At 47.4% G+C, this 15,091-nt stretch carries 13 protein-coding genes and 2 tRNA genes; 5 read left to right on the top strand and 10 right to left on the bottom strand.

Features of this window, described 5'->3' with window-relative positions; all coding sequences use genetic code 11:
• Positions 1-17: 17 nt before the first annotated feature.
• From murQ to MJB10_RS06325, 4 genes are all read right to left on the bottom strand, one after another.
• A complete protein-coding gene (gene murQ / locus MJB10_RS06340) occupies positions 18-932 on the bottom strand; it encodes an N-acetylmuramic acid 6-phosphate etherase (RefSeq protein ID WP_314802689.1) in 915 nt (304 codons plus the stop codon).
• Between the two features lie 177 nt (positions 933-1,109).
• Positions 1,110-1,976, bottom strand: coding sequence for a MurR/RpiR family transcriptional regulator (locus tag MJB10_RS06335; protein ID WP_314802687.1), 867 nt, complete (start codon positions 1,974-1,976; stop codon positions 1,110-1,112).
• An 87-nt stretch (positions 1,977-2,063) separates the two neighbouring features.
• Positions 2,064-3,431, bottom strand: a complete 1,368-nt coding sequence (locus tag MJB10_RS06330; RefSeq protein WP_314802685.1) for a (Fe-S)-binding protein — start codon at positions 3,429-3,431, stop codon at positions 2,064-2,066.
• Positions 3,428-4,843 carry an FAD-binding oxidoreductase gene (locus tag MJB10_RS06325; protein ID WP_314802683.1) on the bottom strand — a complete coding sequence of 472 codons (1,416 nt, stop codon included), beginning with the start codon at positions 4,841-4,843 and terminating at the stop codon, positions 3,428-3,430. The genes MJB10_RS06330 and MJB10_RS06325 overlap by 4 nt, the downstream gene beginning before the upstream one ends.
• A 138-nt stretch (positions 4,844-4,981) precedes the next feature.
• On the opposite strand from MJB10_RS06325, the gene MJB10_RS06320 reads away from it, so the two are divergent.
• Positions 4,982-5,689, top strand: a complete 708-nt coding sequence (locus MJB10_RS06320; RefSeq protein WP_314802682.1) for a FadR/GntR family transcriptional regulator — start codon at positions 4,982-4,984, stop codon at positions 5,687-5,689.
• A gap of 129 nt (positions 5,690-5,818) precedes the next feature.
• On the opposite strand, the gene MJB10_RS06315 is transcribed toward MJB10_RS06320, so the two are convergent.
• The 4 genes from MJB10_RS06315 to MJB10_RS06300 all read right to left on the bottom strand — a co-directional run bounded on the left by MJB10_RS06315 (position 5,819) and on the right by MJB10_RS06300 (position 7,721).
• Positions 5,819-5,900 (bottom strand) — tRNA-Leu (locus MJB10_RS06315).
• A 31-nt stretch (positions 5,901-5,931) separates the two neighbouring features.
• A tRNA-His gene (locus MJB10_RS06310) sits at positions 5,932-6,004 on the bottom strand.
• Between the two features lie 102 nt (positions 6,005-6,106).
• Positions 6,107-6,379: a hypothetical protein gene (locus tag MJB10_RS06305; protein ID WP_314802680.1), complete on the bottom strand. Its 273-nt coding sequence runs from the start codon at positions 6,377-6,379 to the stop codon at positions 6,107-6,109.
• A gap of 142 nt (positions 6,380-6,521) precedes the next feature.
• Positions 6,522-7,721, bottom strand: coding sequence for an S-layer homology domain-containing protein (locus MJB10_RS06300; RefSeq protein WP_314802678.1), 1,200 nt, complete (start codon positions 7,719-7,721; stop codon positions 6,522-6,524).
• A 214-nt stretch (positions 7,722-7,935) separates the two neighbouring features.
• On the opposite strand from MJB10_RS06300, the gene MJB10_RS06295 reads away from it, so the two are divergent.
• The 4 genes from MJB10_RS06295 (at position 7,936) to MJB10_RS06280 (ending at position 12,525) form a co-directional block, all read left to right on the top strand.
• Positions 7,936-9,594, top strand: a complete 1,659-nt coding sequence (locus MJB10_RS06295) for an FAD-dependent oxidoreductase (RefSeq protein ID WP_314802677.1) — start codon at positions 7,936-7,938, stop codon at positions 9,592-9,594.
• 141 nt (positions 9,595-9,735) lie between these two features.
• Positions 9,736-10,512 carry a DeoR/GlpR family DNA-binding transcription regulator gene (locus MJB10_RS06290; RefSeq protein ID WP_314802675.1) on the top strand — a complete coding sequence of 259 codons (777 nt, stop codon included), beginning with the start codon at positions 9,736-9,738 and terminating at the stop codon, positions 10,510-10,512.
• Entirely contained in the window at positions 10,505-11,329 is an 825-nt protein-coding gene (locus MJB10_RS06285; RefSeq protein ID WP_314802673.1) for an HAD family hydrolase, read from the top strand. Before MJB10_RS06290 ends, MJB10_RS06285 begins: the two co-directional genes overlap by 8 nt.
• Positions 11,326-12,525 carry an MFS transporter gene (locus MJB10_RS06280; RefSeq protein WP_314802672.1) on the top strand — a complete coding sequence of 400 codons (1,200 nt, stop codon included), beginning with the start codon at positions 11,326-11,328 and terminating at the stop codon, positions 12,523-12,525. The genes MJB10_RS06285 and MJB10_RS06280 overlap by 4 nt, the downstream gene beginning before the upstream one ends.
• Before the next feature lie 480 nt (positions 12,526-13,005).
• Here MJB10_RS06280 and MJB10_RS06275 read toward each other — a convergent pair whose 3' ends face one another.
• Both MJB10_RS06275 and MJB10_RS06270 read right to left on the bottom strand, forming a co-directional pair.
• Entirely contained in the window at positions 13,006-13,551 is a 546-nt protein-coding gene (locus MJB10_RS06275; RefSeq protein ID WP_314802670.1) for a hypothetical protein, read from the bottom strand.
• 39 nt (positions 13,552-13,590) lie between these two features.
• Positions 13,591-15,030: a DEAD/DEAH box helicase gene (locus MJB10_RS06270; protein WP_314802668.1), complete on the bottom strand. Its 1,440-nt coding sequence runs from the start codon at positions 15,028-15,030 to the stop codon at positions 13,591-13,593.
• Positions 15,031-15,091: the final 61 nt, after the last annotated feature.

The raw sequence follows: 15,091 nt of genomic DNA, 5'->3' as shown, positions 1-15,091 counted from the left end.
CTAATAATTTCAGTTATTTACACAACTTGAACATAAGTACGTATGGCCCTCTTTAAACTACCCTCACACTGTGTTAATGCTTCTTCTGCTTCCTTCACTTCCATGCCAGTTTTAATCATCATAATGGCAAGTTTGCAGTTCATGGATGCTTTCTCTAGATGAGCAATTGCTGTAGCTTCATCCACCCCTGTCGCTATCCGAATAATGCGAACAGAGCGATCGTACAACTTGATATTACTAGCCTTCATGTCAACCATGAGATTGTTATACGTCTTTCCAAGCTTAACCATTGTTCCGGTTGTCAGCATGTTAAGGACCAGCTTCTGTGCTGTACCCGCCTTCAGACGAGTAGATCCCATAATTACTTCCGGCCCAACCACTGGCGCGATGCATACATCAGTAACAGCTACCAACTTAGAATTCTTGTTATTTACGACCCCAATCGTGGCAGCACCAATTTCTTTTGCCTTCTTTAGGCAAGCTATAACAAACTGCGCACTTCCGCTGGCCGTAATCCCAATTACCGCATCCTTATCTGTCACTCCGCATCGTTCAATGAGGGCGACCCCCTCCTCAGCGTTGTCTTCAAAACCTTCCACTGCTGTTCGCAATGCGCCATCGCCACCAGCGATATGGCCTTGCACCATCAATGGATCAATGCCAAAGGTTGGAGGACATTCAGATGCATCAAGCACACCGAGTCTGCCAGAAGAACCAGCTCCTACGTAGAACATTCTGCCACCGTTTCTGAGAACTCCATGCAAAATATCAACCGCTTTCATAATCTGCGGTATTTCAGCTCCGACTGCTGCTGGAACCAAAGCATCTTGTTCATTCATCATCCGAAGCATTTGTTCTGTTGTACATTCATCAATCGTCTGTGTCTTCTCGTTAATCTCTTCCGTAGTTAAACCCGATAGATACTCATCCATAGCTGTCCTCCTGCCTTGCTTACTCTCTCTTACTGGTCTAATGTTAACGGAAAATTTCATTTTGGTCAATACTTTTTGAAATTTTATTTTATCATGAAACAAATAACTGATTTTTTATTTCTTATTTTTCGACAAAAAACGGCGCCTAAGCAGGACGCCGTTAGTATATCTCAAAGCTTATTTTCTATGCTTACTGCTTGCAATAATGTCGTGTGTTTTGGCCAAAAATTTCTTCACATGCTTATACTCGCTGCTCGCTACGCCTGCAAAAAGAATATCAATGACCGTCAACATCGCAATGCGCGAGCCCATCGCTCCACTACGAATGGTCACCTCGGGAGTCGAAATGCTGAGCACGATATTCGCATTATCGGCTAATGCGCTTTTATTATACTTCGTGATGGCGATAATGGTGGCTCCGTTTTTCTTGGCAATTTCCAATGTATCCAGAATTTCAATCGTGCTGCCCGAATTGGAAATAAAAATCGCGACATCACTCTTCCCCAGCAGCGTTGCGGCAGTTAGTTGGCTGTGGCCGTCTGTATACGTATGGCACATTTTATTAATTCTTGAAAATTTCTGCTCTGCGTCCATCCCTACCAAGCCAGACGCACCTATACCGAAGAACACGATCCGGTTGCATTCACGTAACACTTGGACCGCGCGGGCGATCTCATTTTTATCAATCACACTTAGCGTGTCTTCAATGGATTTACTATTGTTATGTGAGATGTTCGAGATAATGGTAGAGAGATCATCGCCTGGTTGAATATCTGTGTATTGGTCCTTCTGTTCTTCATCCATCGACCCCAGAGAGGCTGAAATACTCACAATGAAGTTGCGGTACCCTTTATATCCCATCGTTTTGCAGAAGCGAAGGACGGAAGCATCACTCGTTTTCGTTAGCTTAGCAAGACTATTAATCGATAGATGTGGAATCTCGTCCACATTGTCTAGAATATACTCAGCGACCAGCTTCTCCACGGGAGTTAAACTGTCTTTCATCTCGCGAATTTTGATCAAAATATTATCATTTATAGACATATAGGTTCCCTGCTCACCTTAGATTATCTGTGCTAAAATCACCTTCATCATACGTATAATTAGGCGAAAATACAAGATCCGTATTCCTTATTTCACCAAATTTTCATATAAAAAATCCACGATATGCACAGCCTTCATCTGCTCGGACATCTGCTCACGCTCGATGCCCAGCTTCATCTGCAGCAAGCAGCCTGGGTTGCTCGTCAGCAGGTAGTGGGCCTGAGTCTGCTTGACATGCTCCATCTTATGATCAAGAATGTCCATTGACATTTGAGGTTGGACTAGATTATAAATACCCGCCGAGCCGCAGCAGCGGTCAGCTCCCTGAAGTTCAACCAATCGAGCCCCTTCGATTCGGTTCATAAGATCGCGCGGCGCGTTACCGGCTTTCATGACATTACGCAGGTGACAGGAATCTTGATACGTGACTGCGACACGCTCATGACCTGAGCCGTTTTCCTTAACGGCGAACTGCGGAATGTTGCCTTTTTCCATCAACATCTGGCTAACGTCTTTCACATTCTCGGCAAAGTTCAAAGCCGCTTCCGCATATTCAGGATCATCATGCAGGAGATGCCCGTACTCGACCAGTAATGCGCCGCAGCCTCCTGCATTGGAGATGATATAATCAACACCTGCGGTTCGGAATGCATCGACGTTTTTCTTCGCCAGCTCCCGCGCTTGATCCAATTCTCCACTGTGCGCATGCAGCGCTCCGCAGCAATTCTGCGCCTCTGGAATGACGACATCAAAGCCCGCTTCAGACAGCAGCTTGACGGTGTTAATATTCGTCTCTGTGAACAGCACATCCATAATACAGCCACGGAACATTCCGACTGTAGCGATAGGCTTCCTGCCGCCGCTCGCTGGCACGTATGTACCGAGCTGCTCGATAACGCCCTTGGCGGAAGCCTCTGGCAGAATGCGTTCCATTTGACTCATTGTGTCTGGCAGAAGCTTCATAAATCCGGATTTTTGCACCAATCCTTGGATGCCGAAGCGCTGATAAATACGGAGCGCAGAGCCTAGCAAGCGCATTCTCTTCTGGTTCGGGAACAACTGCTTGAAAACTGCGTTGCGTATTGGTTTTACCCACCAGCGGTGCTCGGTATGCTTTTCGATAGCATCTCGTGTCTGCTCTAGCAGCTGCCCGTACTTAACGTCAGCCGGGCAAACAGGCTCACAAGCGCGGCAGCCTAAGCATAAATCCATCTGCTCGCGAAACGCCTCGTCAGGCACCATAAGATCGTCGACGACTGCTTTCATAAGCGCAAGACGTCCACGTGGGGACGCGGCTTCTATACCCGTCTCTTTGAACGTCGGACAGGATGGTTGACAAAAGCCGCAGCGAATGCAGTTGCTCAGTTCATCGTAGTTCAGTGTGAGCTTCAAGCGCTCTGCCAAAGGATTCACACTAGTTGAAGCCAGCTTCGGCTTAATGGACGTTTCACTCATCGCTGAACCACCAGCCTTTTACGGGATTCTTTTGCGAAAATTTTCCCGGGATTCATGATGTTGTTCGGATCAAACGCACGCTTGATCCCTTTCATCAATTCAATGCCCGCTTCGCCGACCTTCCATTCCAAGTAAGGCGCCTTCATCATGCCGACGCCGTGCTCACCAGTAATCGTGCCGCCCATTCGAATGGCCGCATCGAAAATTTCCTCAAACGCTTGCTCCACACGATGAATCTCATCCTTGTCACGTGCGTCCGTCGTACAAGTCGGATGTAAGTTGCCGTCTCCAGCGTGCCCGAATGTACAAATTTGCACATTATATTTCTTAGCAATTTTGTTGATTTCAATAACCATATCGGCGATTTTCGAGCGCGGCACCGTCGCATCTTCGAGAATCGTCGTTGGACGAATTCGGGCTAACGTTGACAAGGCACTTCGGCGCGCCATCATCAGCTTCGTCGCTTCCTCCGCGCTGCTAGCGATCTTCACGTCCGCAGCTCCTTGCTCATGGCAAATCCGCGTCATCGCTTCGATGTCACGTTCGACTTGCACCATGTCATTACCGTCTTGCTCGATTAACAGCACAGCTTCCATATCGAGCGGCAATCCAATTTTGTTAAAAGCTTCAACAACGCGAAGAGTTGGATTATCGATAAATTCTAGCGTTGCCGGAATGATTTGATGACCGATAATGGCGGAAACGGTTTTCGCCGCGGCATAAATATCCTTGTACATCGCTAGCATCGTTTTCTTATATTTAGGAGCAGGCAACAGTTTCACTGTCGCTTCCGTAATGATTGCAAGCGTTCCTTCCGAACCAACGAGCAGCTTCGTCAAATCGTAGCCGGCTACATCTTTATACAATTTGCCGCCAGTGCGAATAATCTCGCCAGAAGGAAGTACGGCTTCAAGCCCGATTACATAGTCCTTCGTTGTGCCGTACTTCAGCCCTCTCAGACCGCCTGCGCACTCCATAATGTTTCCGCCAAGCGTTGAAATCACCATGCTGCTTGGATCTGGAGGATAAAATAAACCGAGCGCCTCAACGGCCAAGTGGAACTCCTTTGTATTGAGTCCTGGCTGAAACGTTGCCGTGAGATTTTCTTGATCAATCTCGATCAGCTTGTTCATCCGATTCATCACCATAATGATTCCGCCCTCGGTGGCAACCGTCCCGCCGCAAAGATTGCTGCCGGCACCTCGGCCGACAATCGGAATCCGATGCTCGTTCGCAAGCTTAAGGATCTCGGATACATGTTCTCGTGTATGTGGATATATTACGCCGTCCGGCAAATTTTGCACCATGGGGGTAGCATCGTAGGAGTGTGTGACTAACGCTTCAGGATCATCTTTAAACCAAGCCTCTCCAACAATTTGGCGAAGTTGCTGGCGAATGGATTCAGCTAACATGGCAAAGCTCCTCTCAACATGATCAAATAAAAGTGGGCAGGTCATCTGATGACTTTTCAAGTATTATATCGTATGATTGAATAGATGTATATATCCATTTACTTTCCGGGGACCCACAGAAAGATTAGGAGGTACGGCATGTCATCATCCTTTCAGTCCATTAAGCCTCAAAAAGGCTCGGACATCGTCCAGGAACAACTGAAGCAGCGAATCGAGTCCGGCGAATACGAGCCGGGGTATCGTCTACCTTCCGTTGTTGATTTGGCTGCAGGCTTCAACGTTGGCCGTTCAACGATCCGCGAAGCTCTCAGCGCCTTGAAGGCTATGGGTTGGCTTGACATTCGCCACGGCGGAGGCACCTTCGTAAGCAAAGTGCTGCCGACCGAAACACCGCTGGAATCCGGCGATTTTTTCCATCGTAAAGAGTCCATTCAGGAAGTGCTGGAAATCCGTAAATATATTGAATCCGGCTGCGCTGCATTGGCTGCCAAACGCCGGACGAAAGCTGAACTGGAGCACTTCGAGCAGACGATTGCCCGCATGCACGAGGTGCTGGAAGACGAGAAGGCGTCTGAAGAGGCGGATCTTGAATTTCATTTGCTGATCGCCAAAGCTTCGCATAATTCGCTCTTCATTCAAATGATGGACAGCCTCACGAAGCGAATGCAGGAAAGCATGGGCGATTCCCGCAGACTGTGGTTTTTTTCGGAGTTGGCCTCAGGCCAACAGCTGCTTGAAGAGCATATCGGCATCTATGAAGCCATCCGCGCCCAAAACGAAACACTCGCCTCAGATCGTATGATGCAACATCTTTTAAAAGTAGAGTCCGTGCTTGAAAACAAATGAATAAGTAATAGCAACTTTACAAATGATTAAAGGCACTTCCATTTAGCTTGGAGTGCCTTTAACGTATTTACTAACAAGAAAAACAAAAAAAGCCTTTATTTCAAGGCTTTCAGCATTGTAAAGCTGGGATGCGGTCGGAGGGATTTGAACCCTCACGCCTTGTGAGCGCCACCCCCTCAAGATGGTGTGTCTGCCGTTCCACCACGACCGCATAAGATAAATGAGATTTATTAAAATCAGAGGGCGACCGATGGGACTTGAACCCACGAATGCCGGATCCACAAACCGGTGCGTTAACCCCTTCGCCACGATCGCCACAGTAATTGCCGTCCGCTTTCGCGGTCGGAATTACAATATAGCATAATCCATCCAACGGTTGCAAGTGCTAAATTATTCAATAACTTTTCAATCATTTTTTCAATACTCACTAAGTACTTGCTCAACAAGCTCTAATTCAAATTGCTCCTTAATCGAATCATTGCTAGGACCAATAGACAGCCCGAGTTCCTTAAATTCACGAATCAAATTCTGAATTTCTCCCAGATTGCCCTCTTGCACGTAATGCTCCGTCTGATTAATGACATGATAAGCGATGGCCTGGTACGCATCACTGAAGCTTTCATCAACGCCCTCAGCCTCTCTGTAATCGGCATAATAACGCTTAAATGTCGTTAACAAACTTTCTTCCATCCTCCATCCACTCCTTCCAAGATATCGGATAGTTTGTCTATTCACTTTCCAACTTATGCAAGGCTGCCATCACGAACAATAAGCCCCTAGCTGATCGCAGCCAGGAGCTTATTGAAGCTAACCTTTTTCTATTTCTACTTTCTTATTTTACGTCGATAGTTGTAACAGCTTGGTTGGAACCTTTAAGCTCAACCACATGACCTGTAGAGAAGTTTGCAAGGTTACCTGTCAACGTGAAGTTCGCACCTACATTATAAACAGTGGATTGATCCACACCGTTGATGTTTTGAGTTAACGTGATTGTTGCAATTTTACCTTGTGCATTGATCGTTGTTGCGCTCAAAATGCCCACAACATCAAAGTTTGTGCTAACAGGAGCCGTTCCAGTCACTTCTATGAACACAACAGTGTCTTCATATTTACGAAGTTTAACTGTGTCACCAACAGCAATTTGGGATGGGGCTACTTTCACACCGTTACGTAGAACGAATACATCTGGGTGCAAGTTGTAGTTCGTTACAGTACCATTAGAAGTCACGCCAAGAACATTGTTGTAAACAGCTGTACTAACTGTTCCTGTGCTCGTGTTTTGATCTTGACCAGGCAATTGCTCGCTTGTACGATCTAACAAGGCAGCAAGTTGTGCACGTGTTACGTTTTGCTCTGGGCGGAAAGTGTTGTCTTCAAAGCCATTAACTAGACCTTTATCGACAGCTACTTTCACATAACCTACGGAACCAGCAGGAACTTTTTTCGCATCTTTAAAAGTAAGCGTTGCTGTCATTTGCGCTTTCGCTTCTGCATTCAATTTCAAAGCTTTAACCAAAAGCGTTGTCGCCCATAGACGGTTAGCTTCTTCGTTCGGCTTCACGCTGTCGTCGCTTTCTGTGAACAAGTCGTTCTCAAGTGCTACTGCCACGTAACCTACTGCCCAAGCAGGAACTTTGTCGGCATCTTTAAAATTCAATTTCGTTGCTTTCTCAGCATCGGATTCTGCTTGCTCACGCAGACCCATCAAACGAACCGCAGCCGTAATGGCCTCGATGCGAGTAACTGTTTTTTCTGGTTTGAACGAGCCATCTTCATATCCTTCGAATACGCGTTTGGAAGCTAAGCTTGCAATGTAGCGCATAGCCCATTCTGCATTTTTCATATCATTGAAGTTGATGTTGATTGTGATGTTTGTGTTGCCTTTGAAAGAACCTTTTTGGTTAAAGTTATTTGAAAAGCCTTTATTGTCATTTTTATCATTGCCATGAGCAAATGCAGCAGCGCCGCCGCCCATTACCATTGTAAGTACAAGTCCAGTTGCTACTACTTTTTTCATAAGATTGTTTTTCATCTCAAAATCTCTCCCTTATTCATATGATTGGTTACATCATGATATGGAGCCTTCGCGAAGGGTTCCTGGTTATGCTACAAGGATTCGCCATAGCTTGTCAGTTTTTGGGGGTGGTGTTCAGAAAACTTTTTAACTTCTTTCTCAACATCTATTAAATCCCCCCTGAAACTGATAAAATTACTTCATATAGTCTAACGCTAAAAGGAGCTTTTGTATGCGCTTACGAAATCCACGAGTTCAGCTCGTTATTGCTTTGGCTTTCCTCCTAATCCTTGTTTCTGGCTTATCGTTCAGCAAGATTTGGTTCAAACAAGGCAGCGTTACTGTAAGTACGACGACCTCATCTGGCACGCATCAAGATACGCCCATTGCAACCGTGGAACCCGTACCTTCCGTTCAGGAGCCGAAAAATGAAAATGCCATTGCATCCGCCTATCCGACCGAACATGTTGATGTTGTGGTCATCGGGAGCGAGCTTGAAGGTCTTTATCTGGCAAGAGCAGCCGCGGACGAAGGGCTAAAAGTCAAAATCCTCGACCCTCATCAAGCTTTCGGCGGGCAAATTCTGCAAAGTCAAATGCTGTTTCTGGATGAAACGCGCGATGAGCACGGGCAACTTCTTGTGCAGGGGCGGGCCAAAGAATTATTCGACGGCTTCCGCAATGCGAAGATCCGCAAGCTTTCGGAATTTACTACCTATATGAATAAATTAAGCAAAGATATCCCGATAGAGTCTGGCATCACCATCCAAGACGTGGAGCAAATTCAGACACCTGATTACATGCACAAGATCCCTTCGATCACCTACCGCACAGACAAAAGTGAAATCAAAAAGATTACCGCTTCCTATTGGGTAGACAACAGCGATTTCGCCGCACTGCTCAGTCGCTTGGAAGTCAAACGCCTTCCTGGGCTGGAGAAGTTCTACGGTCAGAAAGAGATCGAATACATGAGTGCAGGCATGATGATGAAGTTCAAGAACGTGGATTGGAAGAAATTCAATTCGACGTTTAATGGCCTGAAGCCTGAAGATCGATCCAAACAATTTGGCGGAGGCAGTGTCAGTGACAGCTTTGCTATTGGATTGAGCGGGATGACGAAAGCGTATCACCCATCCAATGATCGCGTCTTCTTACGCGGGCTGAATGCGGTCAATCAGCGTGATGGCGAGGTTTTGATTAACGCATTGCTGGTGTATACCATAGATCCAGCCAAACCAGCGTCAGTGCAAGAAGCGGTTAATTTAGGTACGAAAGAAACAGCACTGATTCTTCAACATTTCCGCAAAACGCTGCCAGGCTGGGAAAAAGCAGAACTCGGCGAGCTGCCAACCTATCCGTACGTTCGCGAGTATAATCATTATGAGATGGACTATACGTTGAAACCGTCCGACCTTCTCGCGGGCACAATGTTCTGGGACAATGTCAGCATTGGCGGCTACCCGCTTGATCTGCAAGGGACCTCTGCCAACAAATGGGGCATTGAAATGGGCCGCCCCGATAAATACGGCATGCCGCTCCGCAGCTTTTTGCTTAAAAATTATGAAAATGTCCTTGCCGCTGGGAAAAATGTCGGATCATCCGCGATCGCTTATGGAAGCACACGCATTCAACCGAACACCAGTCTTGCCGCTGAATCCATCGGCGTCATCTTAGGTCAGCTTCATGGCAAAATGAAGCTCAGAGAAATAACGCCTGCCGAAATGAGCAATCTTCAAGCGTATTTGGCCGCACATTATCAAATCAAATTAACGGGCATCACGGCCAACAATAAAATTACTGGCTGGAATGAAGAAGAAATCCGGAAGTTAGACGCCGGCGAACTCACCTATCCAAGCTATGTGCAGACGCGAAAAAAAGCGGCGGTTAAATAACGAAAGCGAAAAACGCACTCTCCCTAACGAGAGCTGCGTTTTTTCTTTTGTCAACATATTGAAATGCACTTAATTTTCCATTAGAATAAGTTTTATACTTATAATCGCTTATAAATACTTAAGTCAAGGAGGTGAACACCTTTGTTTCAAGAAGAACGACTTATTTCCATTCTTGACTACTTAAAATCAAATAAGCGTATATCCGTAGATCTCATCTGCGAGCTATACGATGTATCACGGGATACTGCAAGACGCGATATGGTCAAGTTGGAAGAACAAGGTTCCATCGTTCGTACGCGTGGAGGCGCTATTCTTCCTACACTTTCTAAAGAAGTCGGCAACTACGATCAACGGCTCCAAGAAGAATCTTCCTCGAAGCTGACCATTGGGCGAACAGCCGCGGCACTCGTGCAGGATGGCGATTACCTTATGATGGATGCGTCTACGACGGTTCTGCAAGCAGCATCGGCGCTGACTTCCAAGCCTAATATTGTCGTCACCAGCTCCATTGAAACGGCCGCCGTTCTCACACGCAAAGACGGGGTAACGATTCATATGCTCGGCGGTGTGTTGGATAATAAACATCATCGCGTATACGGCGCCAAAGCCATTGAAATGTTAAACGACTATCATGTCGACAAGCTGTTCATTGGTACGTGCGGAATTACGGAGGATGGACTTTCTGCGCCTGATGAGGAAGACTGCTACATGGTCCGAGCAATGATGGGGCATGCCGATCAAGTGATTGTTCTCGCAGATCATTCCAAATTTGGCAAGCGGATGTTTCATCGTGTTGTTGGGTTTGACCAAATTGATCTCTTGGTGACCGATCAAGCGCTCAGTGAGGAAATGAAGGAAACGTTACTAGCCCATGATGTTGAAATTGTACTAGCAGGAGGAGATGACCACCATGATTAAACTTATCGTCAGCGATTTAGACGGCACCTTGCTGGATCATGATAAGAAAGTGACGACGCGGGAGATTGAGGCGCTTCAACAAGTGAAAGAAGCAGGAATCAACCTCTGTTTGGCTTCTGGCCGAATGAACAGCGAAATGCAGCAAGTTCTGCAAGAGATTAACCATCAAGCACATTCCGTGTCGCAAAACGGAGCTTTTATCCACTTGGATAATGGAACCTTGTTCCAAACCAAGCTTTTCGAACCCGCCATTGCGCTGAAGGTATACCGGCTCTTTCAATCTTCTGACACCGTTCAGCTTGTGTGTTCAGGTGACGCGAACTATATTGCTGCCATGAATACAGCAGCGGATGAGATTCAAGCGCGCATGTTCCACCCTTTTATCCTAAAGAGTGACTTAGAGAAATCCCTGGTGGATGCGTTCCCCGTCTGCAAATTCTCCTTATTCGGTCAAGTTGACAACTTATTATCACTTAAGGCTTTACTTGAAAAAGAACTCGGGAATCACCTAGACGTCTATTTATCCGACAAGGATTGCCTCGATATCATGCCACACCAAGTATCCAAAGGCAGCTCGTTATTAGAGTTACTTCAACATCTCGGTCTTCAACCTGAAGAAATCGCATGTTGCGGGGATTCGTTTAATGACGTATCGATGTTCGGCATAACACCGCATAGCTTCGTGATGCAAACAGCCCATCCCGATGTGAAGCAGCATGCCGCTCATCAAGTCGCCTCCGTAGCAGAAGCGATCGCACACGTATTGACGTACAATGAGAAGCTTCAATCCGAACGTACAGAAAGATGGGCTCGATGAAACGATTATTAATTATGGGCTGTTTATCCTACCTGTTAACGGGCTGTACGCATGTTATTTTTGGCGCCGTGTTGCCTGAACTTCTGTCCCATTACGGTCATAGCTACAGTGGCGGCGGGATGCTCGTCTTCCTTCAGTTCGGCGGTTTTCTGCTTGGTGTGCTCGCCATGCCTTCTCTTATACGACGCATCTCCCGTAGAAGCACCATTACGCTTGCGTTCAGCTTGCTTTTCATTGCCATGCTCTTGATTGCTTTACTGCCACCTTGGACACTTGTCATCGGCCTGACGTTCATTGCGGGTATCGCGTTCGGACTTGTCGAATCGAGTATAAGCACCTTTGTGTTAATGGCGGCGAAGGAAAAGCAAGCGATCGCATTCAGCAAGCTGGAAGTCTTCTTTGGTCTTGGTGCTCTCTTCATGCCAGTCGTATCGAGCTTGCTCATCGCGGGCGGCCTGTGGCGGTATGCATTCATGCTGCTCGGATTAAGCGCACTAGCTACGGGTCTCATTTGGTCGAAGCTATCCTTAGGTGAGCATGATGAATTACTTGCACACAAAGCAGACCGCAAACAGCAAGCCGAGCAGGCTCCTGCGTTAACGCGGAGTTCACTCATCTTTCTTTGCCTACTGATGGTCGTCTTCTTCTTATATGTAGGGATGGAAAATACAATCGTTAACTTCTTGCCTTCGATTTTCAAAGATCAGCTTAACGCATCTAGTTCGATCTCTACGCTTGGCGTTACCGCGTATTGGATCGCGATGGTCGTCGGCCGATTATTTGCAGGCGTGCTTGCTGAGAAAATGACGTACTACCGCTACTTAATCGTGTCATTTGCAGGCAGCTTACTCACCGTATTGCTCTGGTTATTTAGCTCAAATTTATGGAGCAGCTTCGCTGTCATTCTTATTCTCGGCTTATTCATGTCTGGGATGTACGCTGTTGCACTTATTTATGCTAATCAACTGCTGCCAGGACGAACGGAACAAACCACAAGCACACTCATCGCGGCAGGCGGTTTAGGCGGTTCGATTCTGCCGCTCGGCGTAGGTTGGGGGATGGACCACATCGATCTAGGGGTCTCCATTTGGTTTGTATTGATCTCCATGTGTGTGGTTTTCGGTATTATTTTGTATTCTCGAAAATGGCGGGTGTCTGAGCTGCATTCGGGATCGATTCGCAGAACGAATGCATAACGAATGCATAAAGAATACATAAAGAATGCATAAAAAAAGCACCTTACGGCGTCCTCTTAAAGTCGGATCCTACGTGGGAGGCACTCATCGAAATAGTCGATTTCTTCGACTAACTCCAGCCCCAGGACCATTTTTACTGGTGAGATAGTCGATTTTTCCGACTAACTCCAGCCCCAGGACCACTTTTGCTGGTGAGTTAGTCGATTTTTCCGACTAATTCGAGCCCAGAACCACTTTTGCTGGCGGGTTAGTCGATTTTTTCGACTAACTCCAGCCCCAGGACCACTTTTGCCGGTGAGTTAGTCGATTTTTCCGACTAACTCCAGCCCCAAGCCCGCTTTTGCTGGTGAGTTAGTCGATTTTATCGACTATTTCCAGAATAAGTAAGGGTAAGCTTCGCTTACCAACCCCAAACATATAAATTCTGATATTGCAAGAAAACCCTTCAATTCCACACATGTGGGATTGAAGGGTTTTTGCTTATTGTAACGCCTTTAATTGAACGACGATAGCCTTGTCCTCGAACACCACATTCTTAATCCCAATTAACTTGGGCAAATACGATTGCAGCGGGATTTCAACGGGTGCCATCTGCAGCCATTCACTGGGCAGCTGCAAGCTTTTGATCTGAGTGCTTTGATGCTGGATAACCAAGTTCGGCGATTCCCAAGACAGGAAAAACATCGCATGCGCGCCAATCGGTATCTTGTTCTGCCATCTGAGATTCACATCGGCATTGATCAAGGAACCTGCCATGTTCAGCTTGGCCCCTTCCAATCGAAAGTCATGCGGCAGCGTGCTATGATCAGCTAACTGCTTTTTGAGCAACTGATTGATATCATCTTCCGTTAAGCGAACTTCCAGCTTTCTCGATAGGATGATATCAGCAATCTTATTGCTTATCGAAATCTCACGATAAGTAAGATCCAGCGACTCCGTCGGTTTCACATATTGAATGACGATGAACAACAGCACCACAACGATGAGAGCTAGCGCTGCGATGCTCGCAATGATTTTTTTCAGCATGCGTTCCCCCCGCATAATGAAATTTCCTTCCAGCAGGAGCTACTCTTCCTTATTCTGCTGCTTTTCTTTCAACCAACGCGGAGCGCCCTTGCTCTTGCGATCGCGCTCACGCTGCGCCTTGCTGACGGCCTTGCCGCCGCCAGCAGGCTTGACCCCCGCCGCTGCCGGCTTCGCCGGAGCAGCGTCACGCGGGCTGCGCGCCTCCGACGGCGTCGCGGCGCTGACGCGAACCGCACCCGCTGGCGCGGCAGCATCGCGCGAGCCAGCGGAGCTGCCGCGCGTAGGTGCGCCGCTCGGGCGCGCCGCTTCACGGCGGCTGCGCATGGCAGCCGCGCTGCGGTCTTGGGCCGGGTCGACAAGCCGGCCCTCATAAAGCGATTTCGGCTCAATTGTGATGCCGAGCTGCTTTTCAAACTTTTCTATAATGAAAAGTTCTTTCGTTGTCACGATGGAGATGGAAGTTCCCTCGCGACCCATGCGACCTGTACGACCTACACGGTGCAAGTAATACTCCGCATTCGTGGCAACATCCAAGTGGAAGACGTGTGTTACACCTTCTATATCAAGACCCCTGGCCGCAACATCAGTCGCCAGCAACAATTGAAACTTCCCATCACGGAAGTTCCCCATGACTTTGGCACGATCTTGCTTGGAGGCTTCGCCGTAAAGCGCCTCTATCGAAAGCCCAACAAATTGCAGCTTGGCCACGACTTGCGCGATATCATCCGTCACATTGATGAACACAATCGCAGATTTCGGTTTAATCATCCGAACGAGTCGGCGCAGCGTATCAATTTTCTCGCGTTCCTGACACACGACATAGTGATGCTCCAAAGTCTCTGCCGTTCGTTGGGTCGGGTTGATCTTAATAATAACCGGGTTCTTCAACCACCGGCCTGCCGCTTGCTCCGTGCTTGGCGGAATCGTCGCAGAAACGAACACCATTTGACTGGAACGCAGCATCCCTTTCAGCACAGCCTCGACATCTTGCATAGACCCAAGTTCAAATACTTGGTCCACTTCATCAATAATACCGACTTTCACATGGTGCAGCGTCAGCTTCCGTACTTTCATAAGTTCTAGCAATCGCCCTGGCGTACCCACGACAATGTGCGGGTGAAGACGCAGTTTCTCAATCTGTCTCGCCACGGCTGCACCGCCAATTAACGATTGAGAACGAATCGGACCGCCGCTTGTCAGCTTTTCAATTTCTTGCATGATTTGCATGCCCAGTTCCCTTGTCGGAACGACAACAAGCACTTGCAATTGTTTCACAGCGGGATCGATCCGCTCTAATGCCGGAAGTAAATAAGCCAACGTTTTCCCCGTGCCGGTCTGGGATTGAATGATGGCATCTTTTCCTTCCAAGAGCACAGGAATCCCTTCGGCTTGAATCGGTGTAGCCTCCCCAATCCCCAATTGTGTTAATTTATCTACATATGTCTGTGTAATCTGCAGTTGCTCAAAGCTTATACCCAATACAATTTACCCCTTTTCTCTTCCAACCTTATGCCCCTATTATATGCCAGAGTGCCCAAGC

It is taken from the genome of Paenibacillus sp. MBLB1832 (genome assembly GCF_032271945.1).
GTDB classification, from domain to species: Bacteria; Bacillota; Bacilli; order Paenibacillales; family NBRC-103111; genus Paenibacillus_E; species Paenibacillus_E roseopurpureus.
Note: the sequence above shows the minus strand (reverse complement) of the source record. Positions and strands in the feature narration are given on the sequence as shown.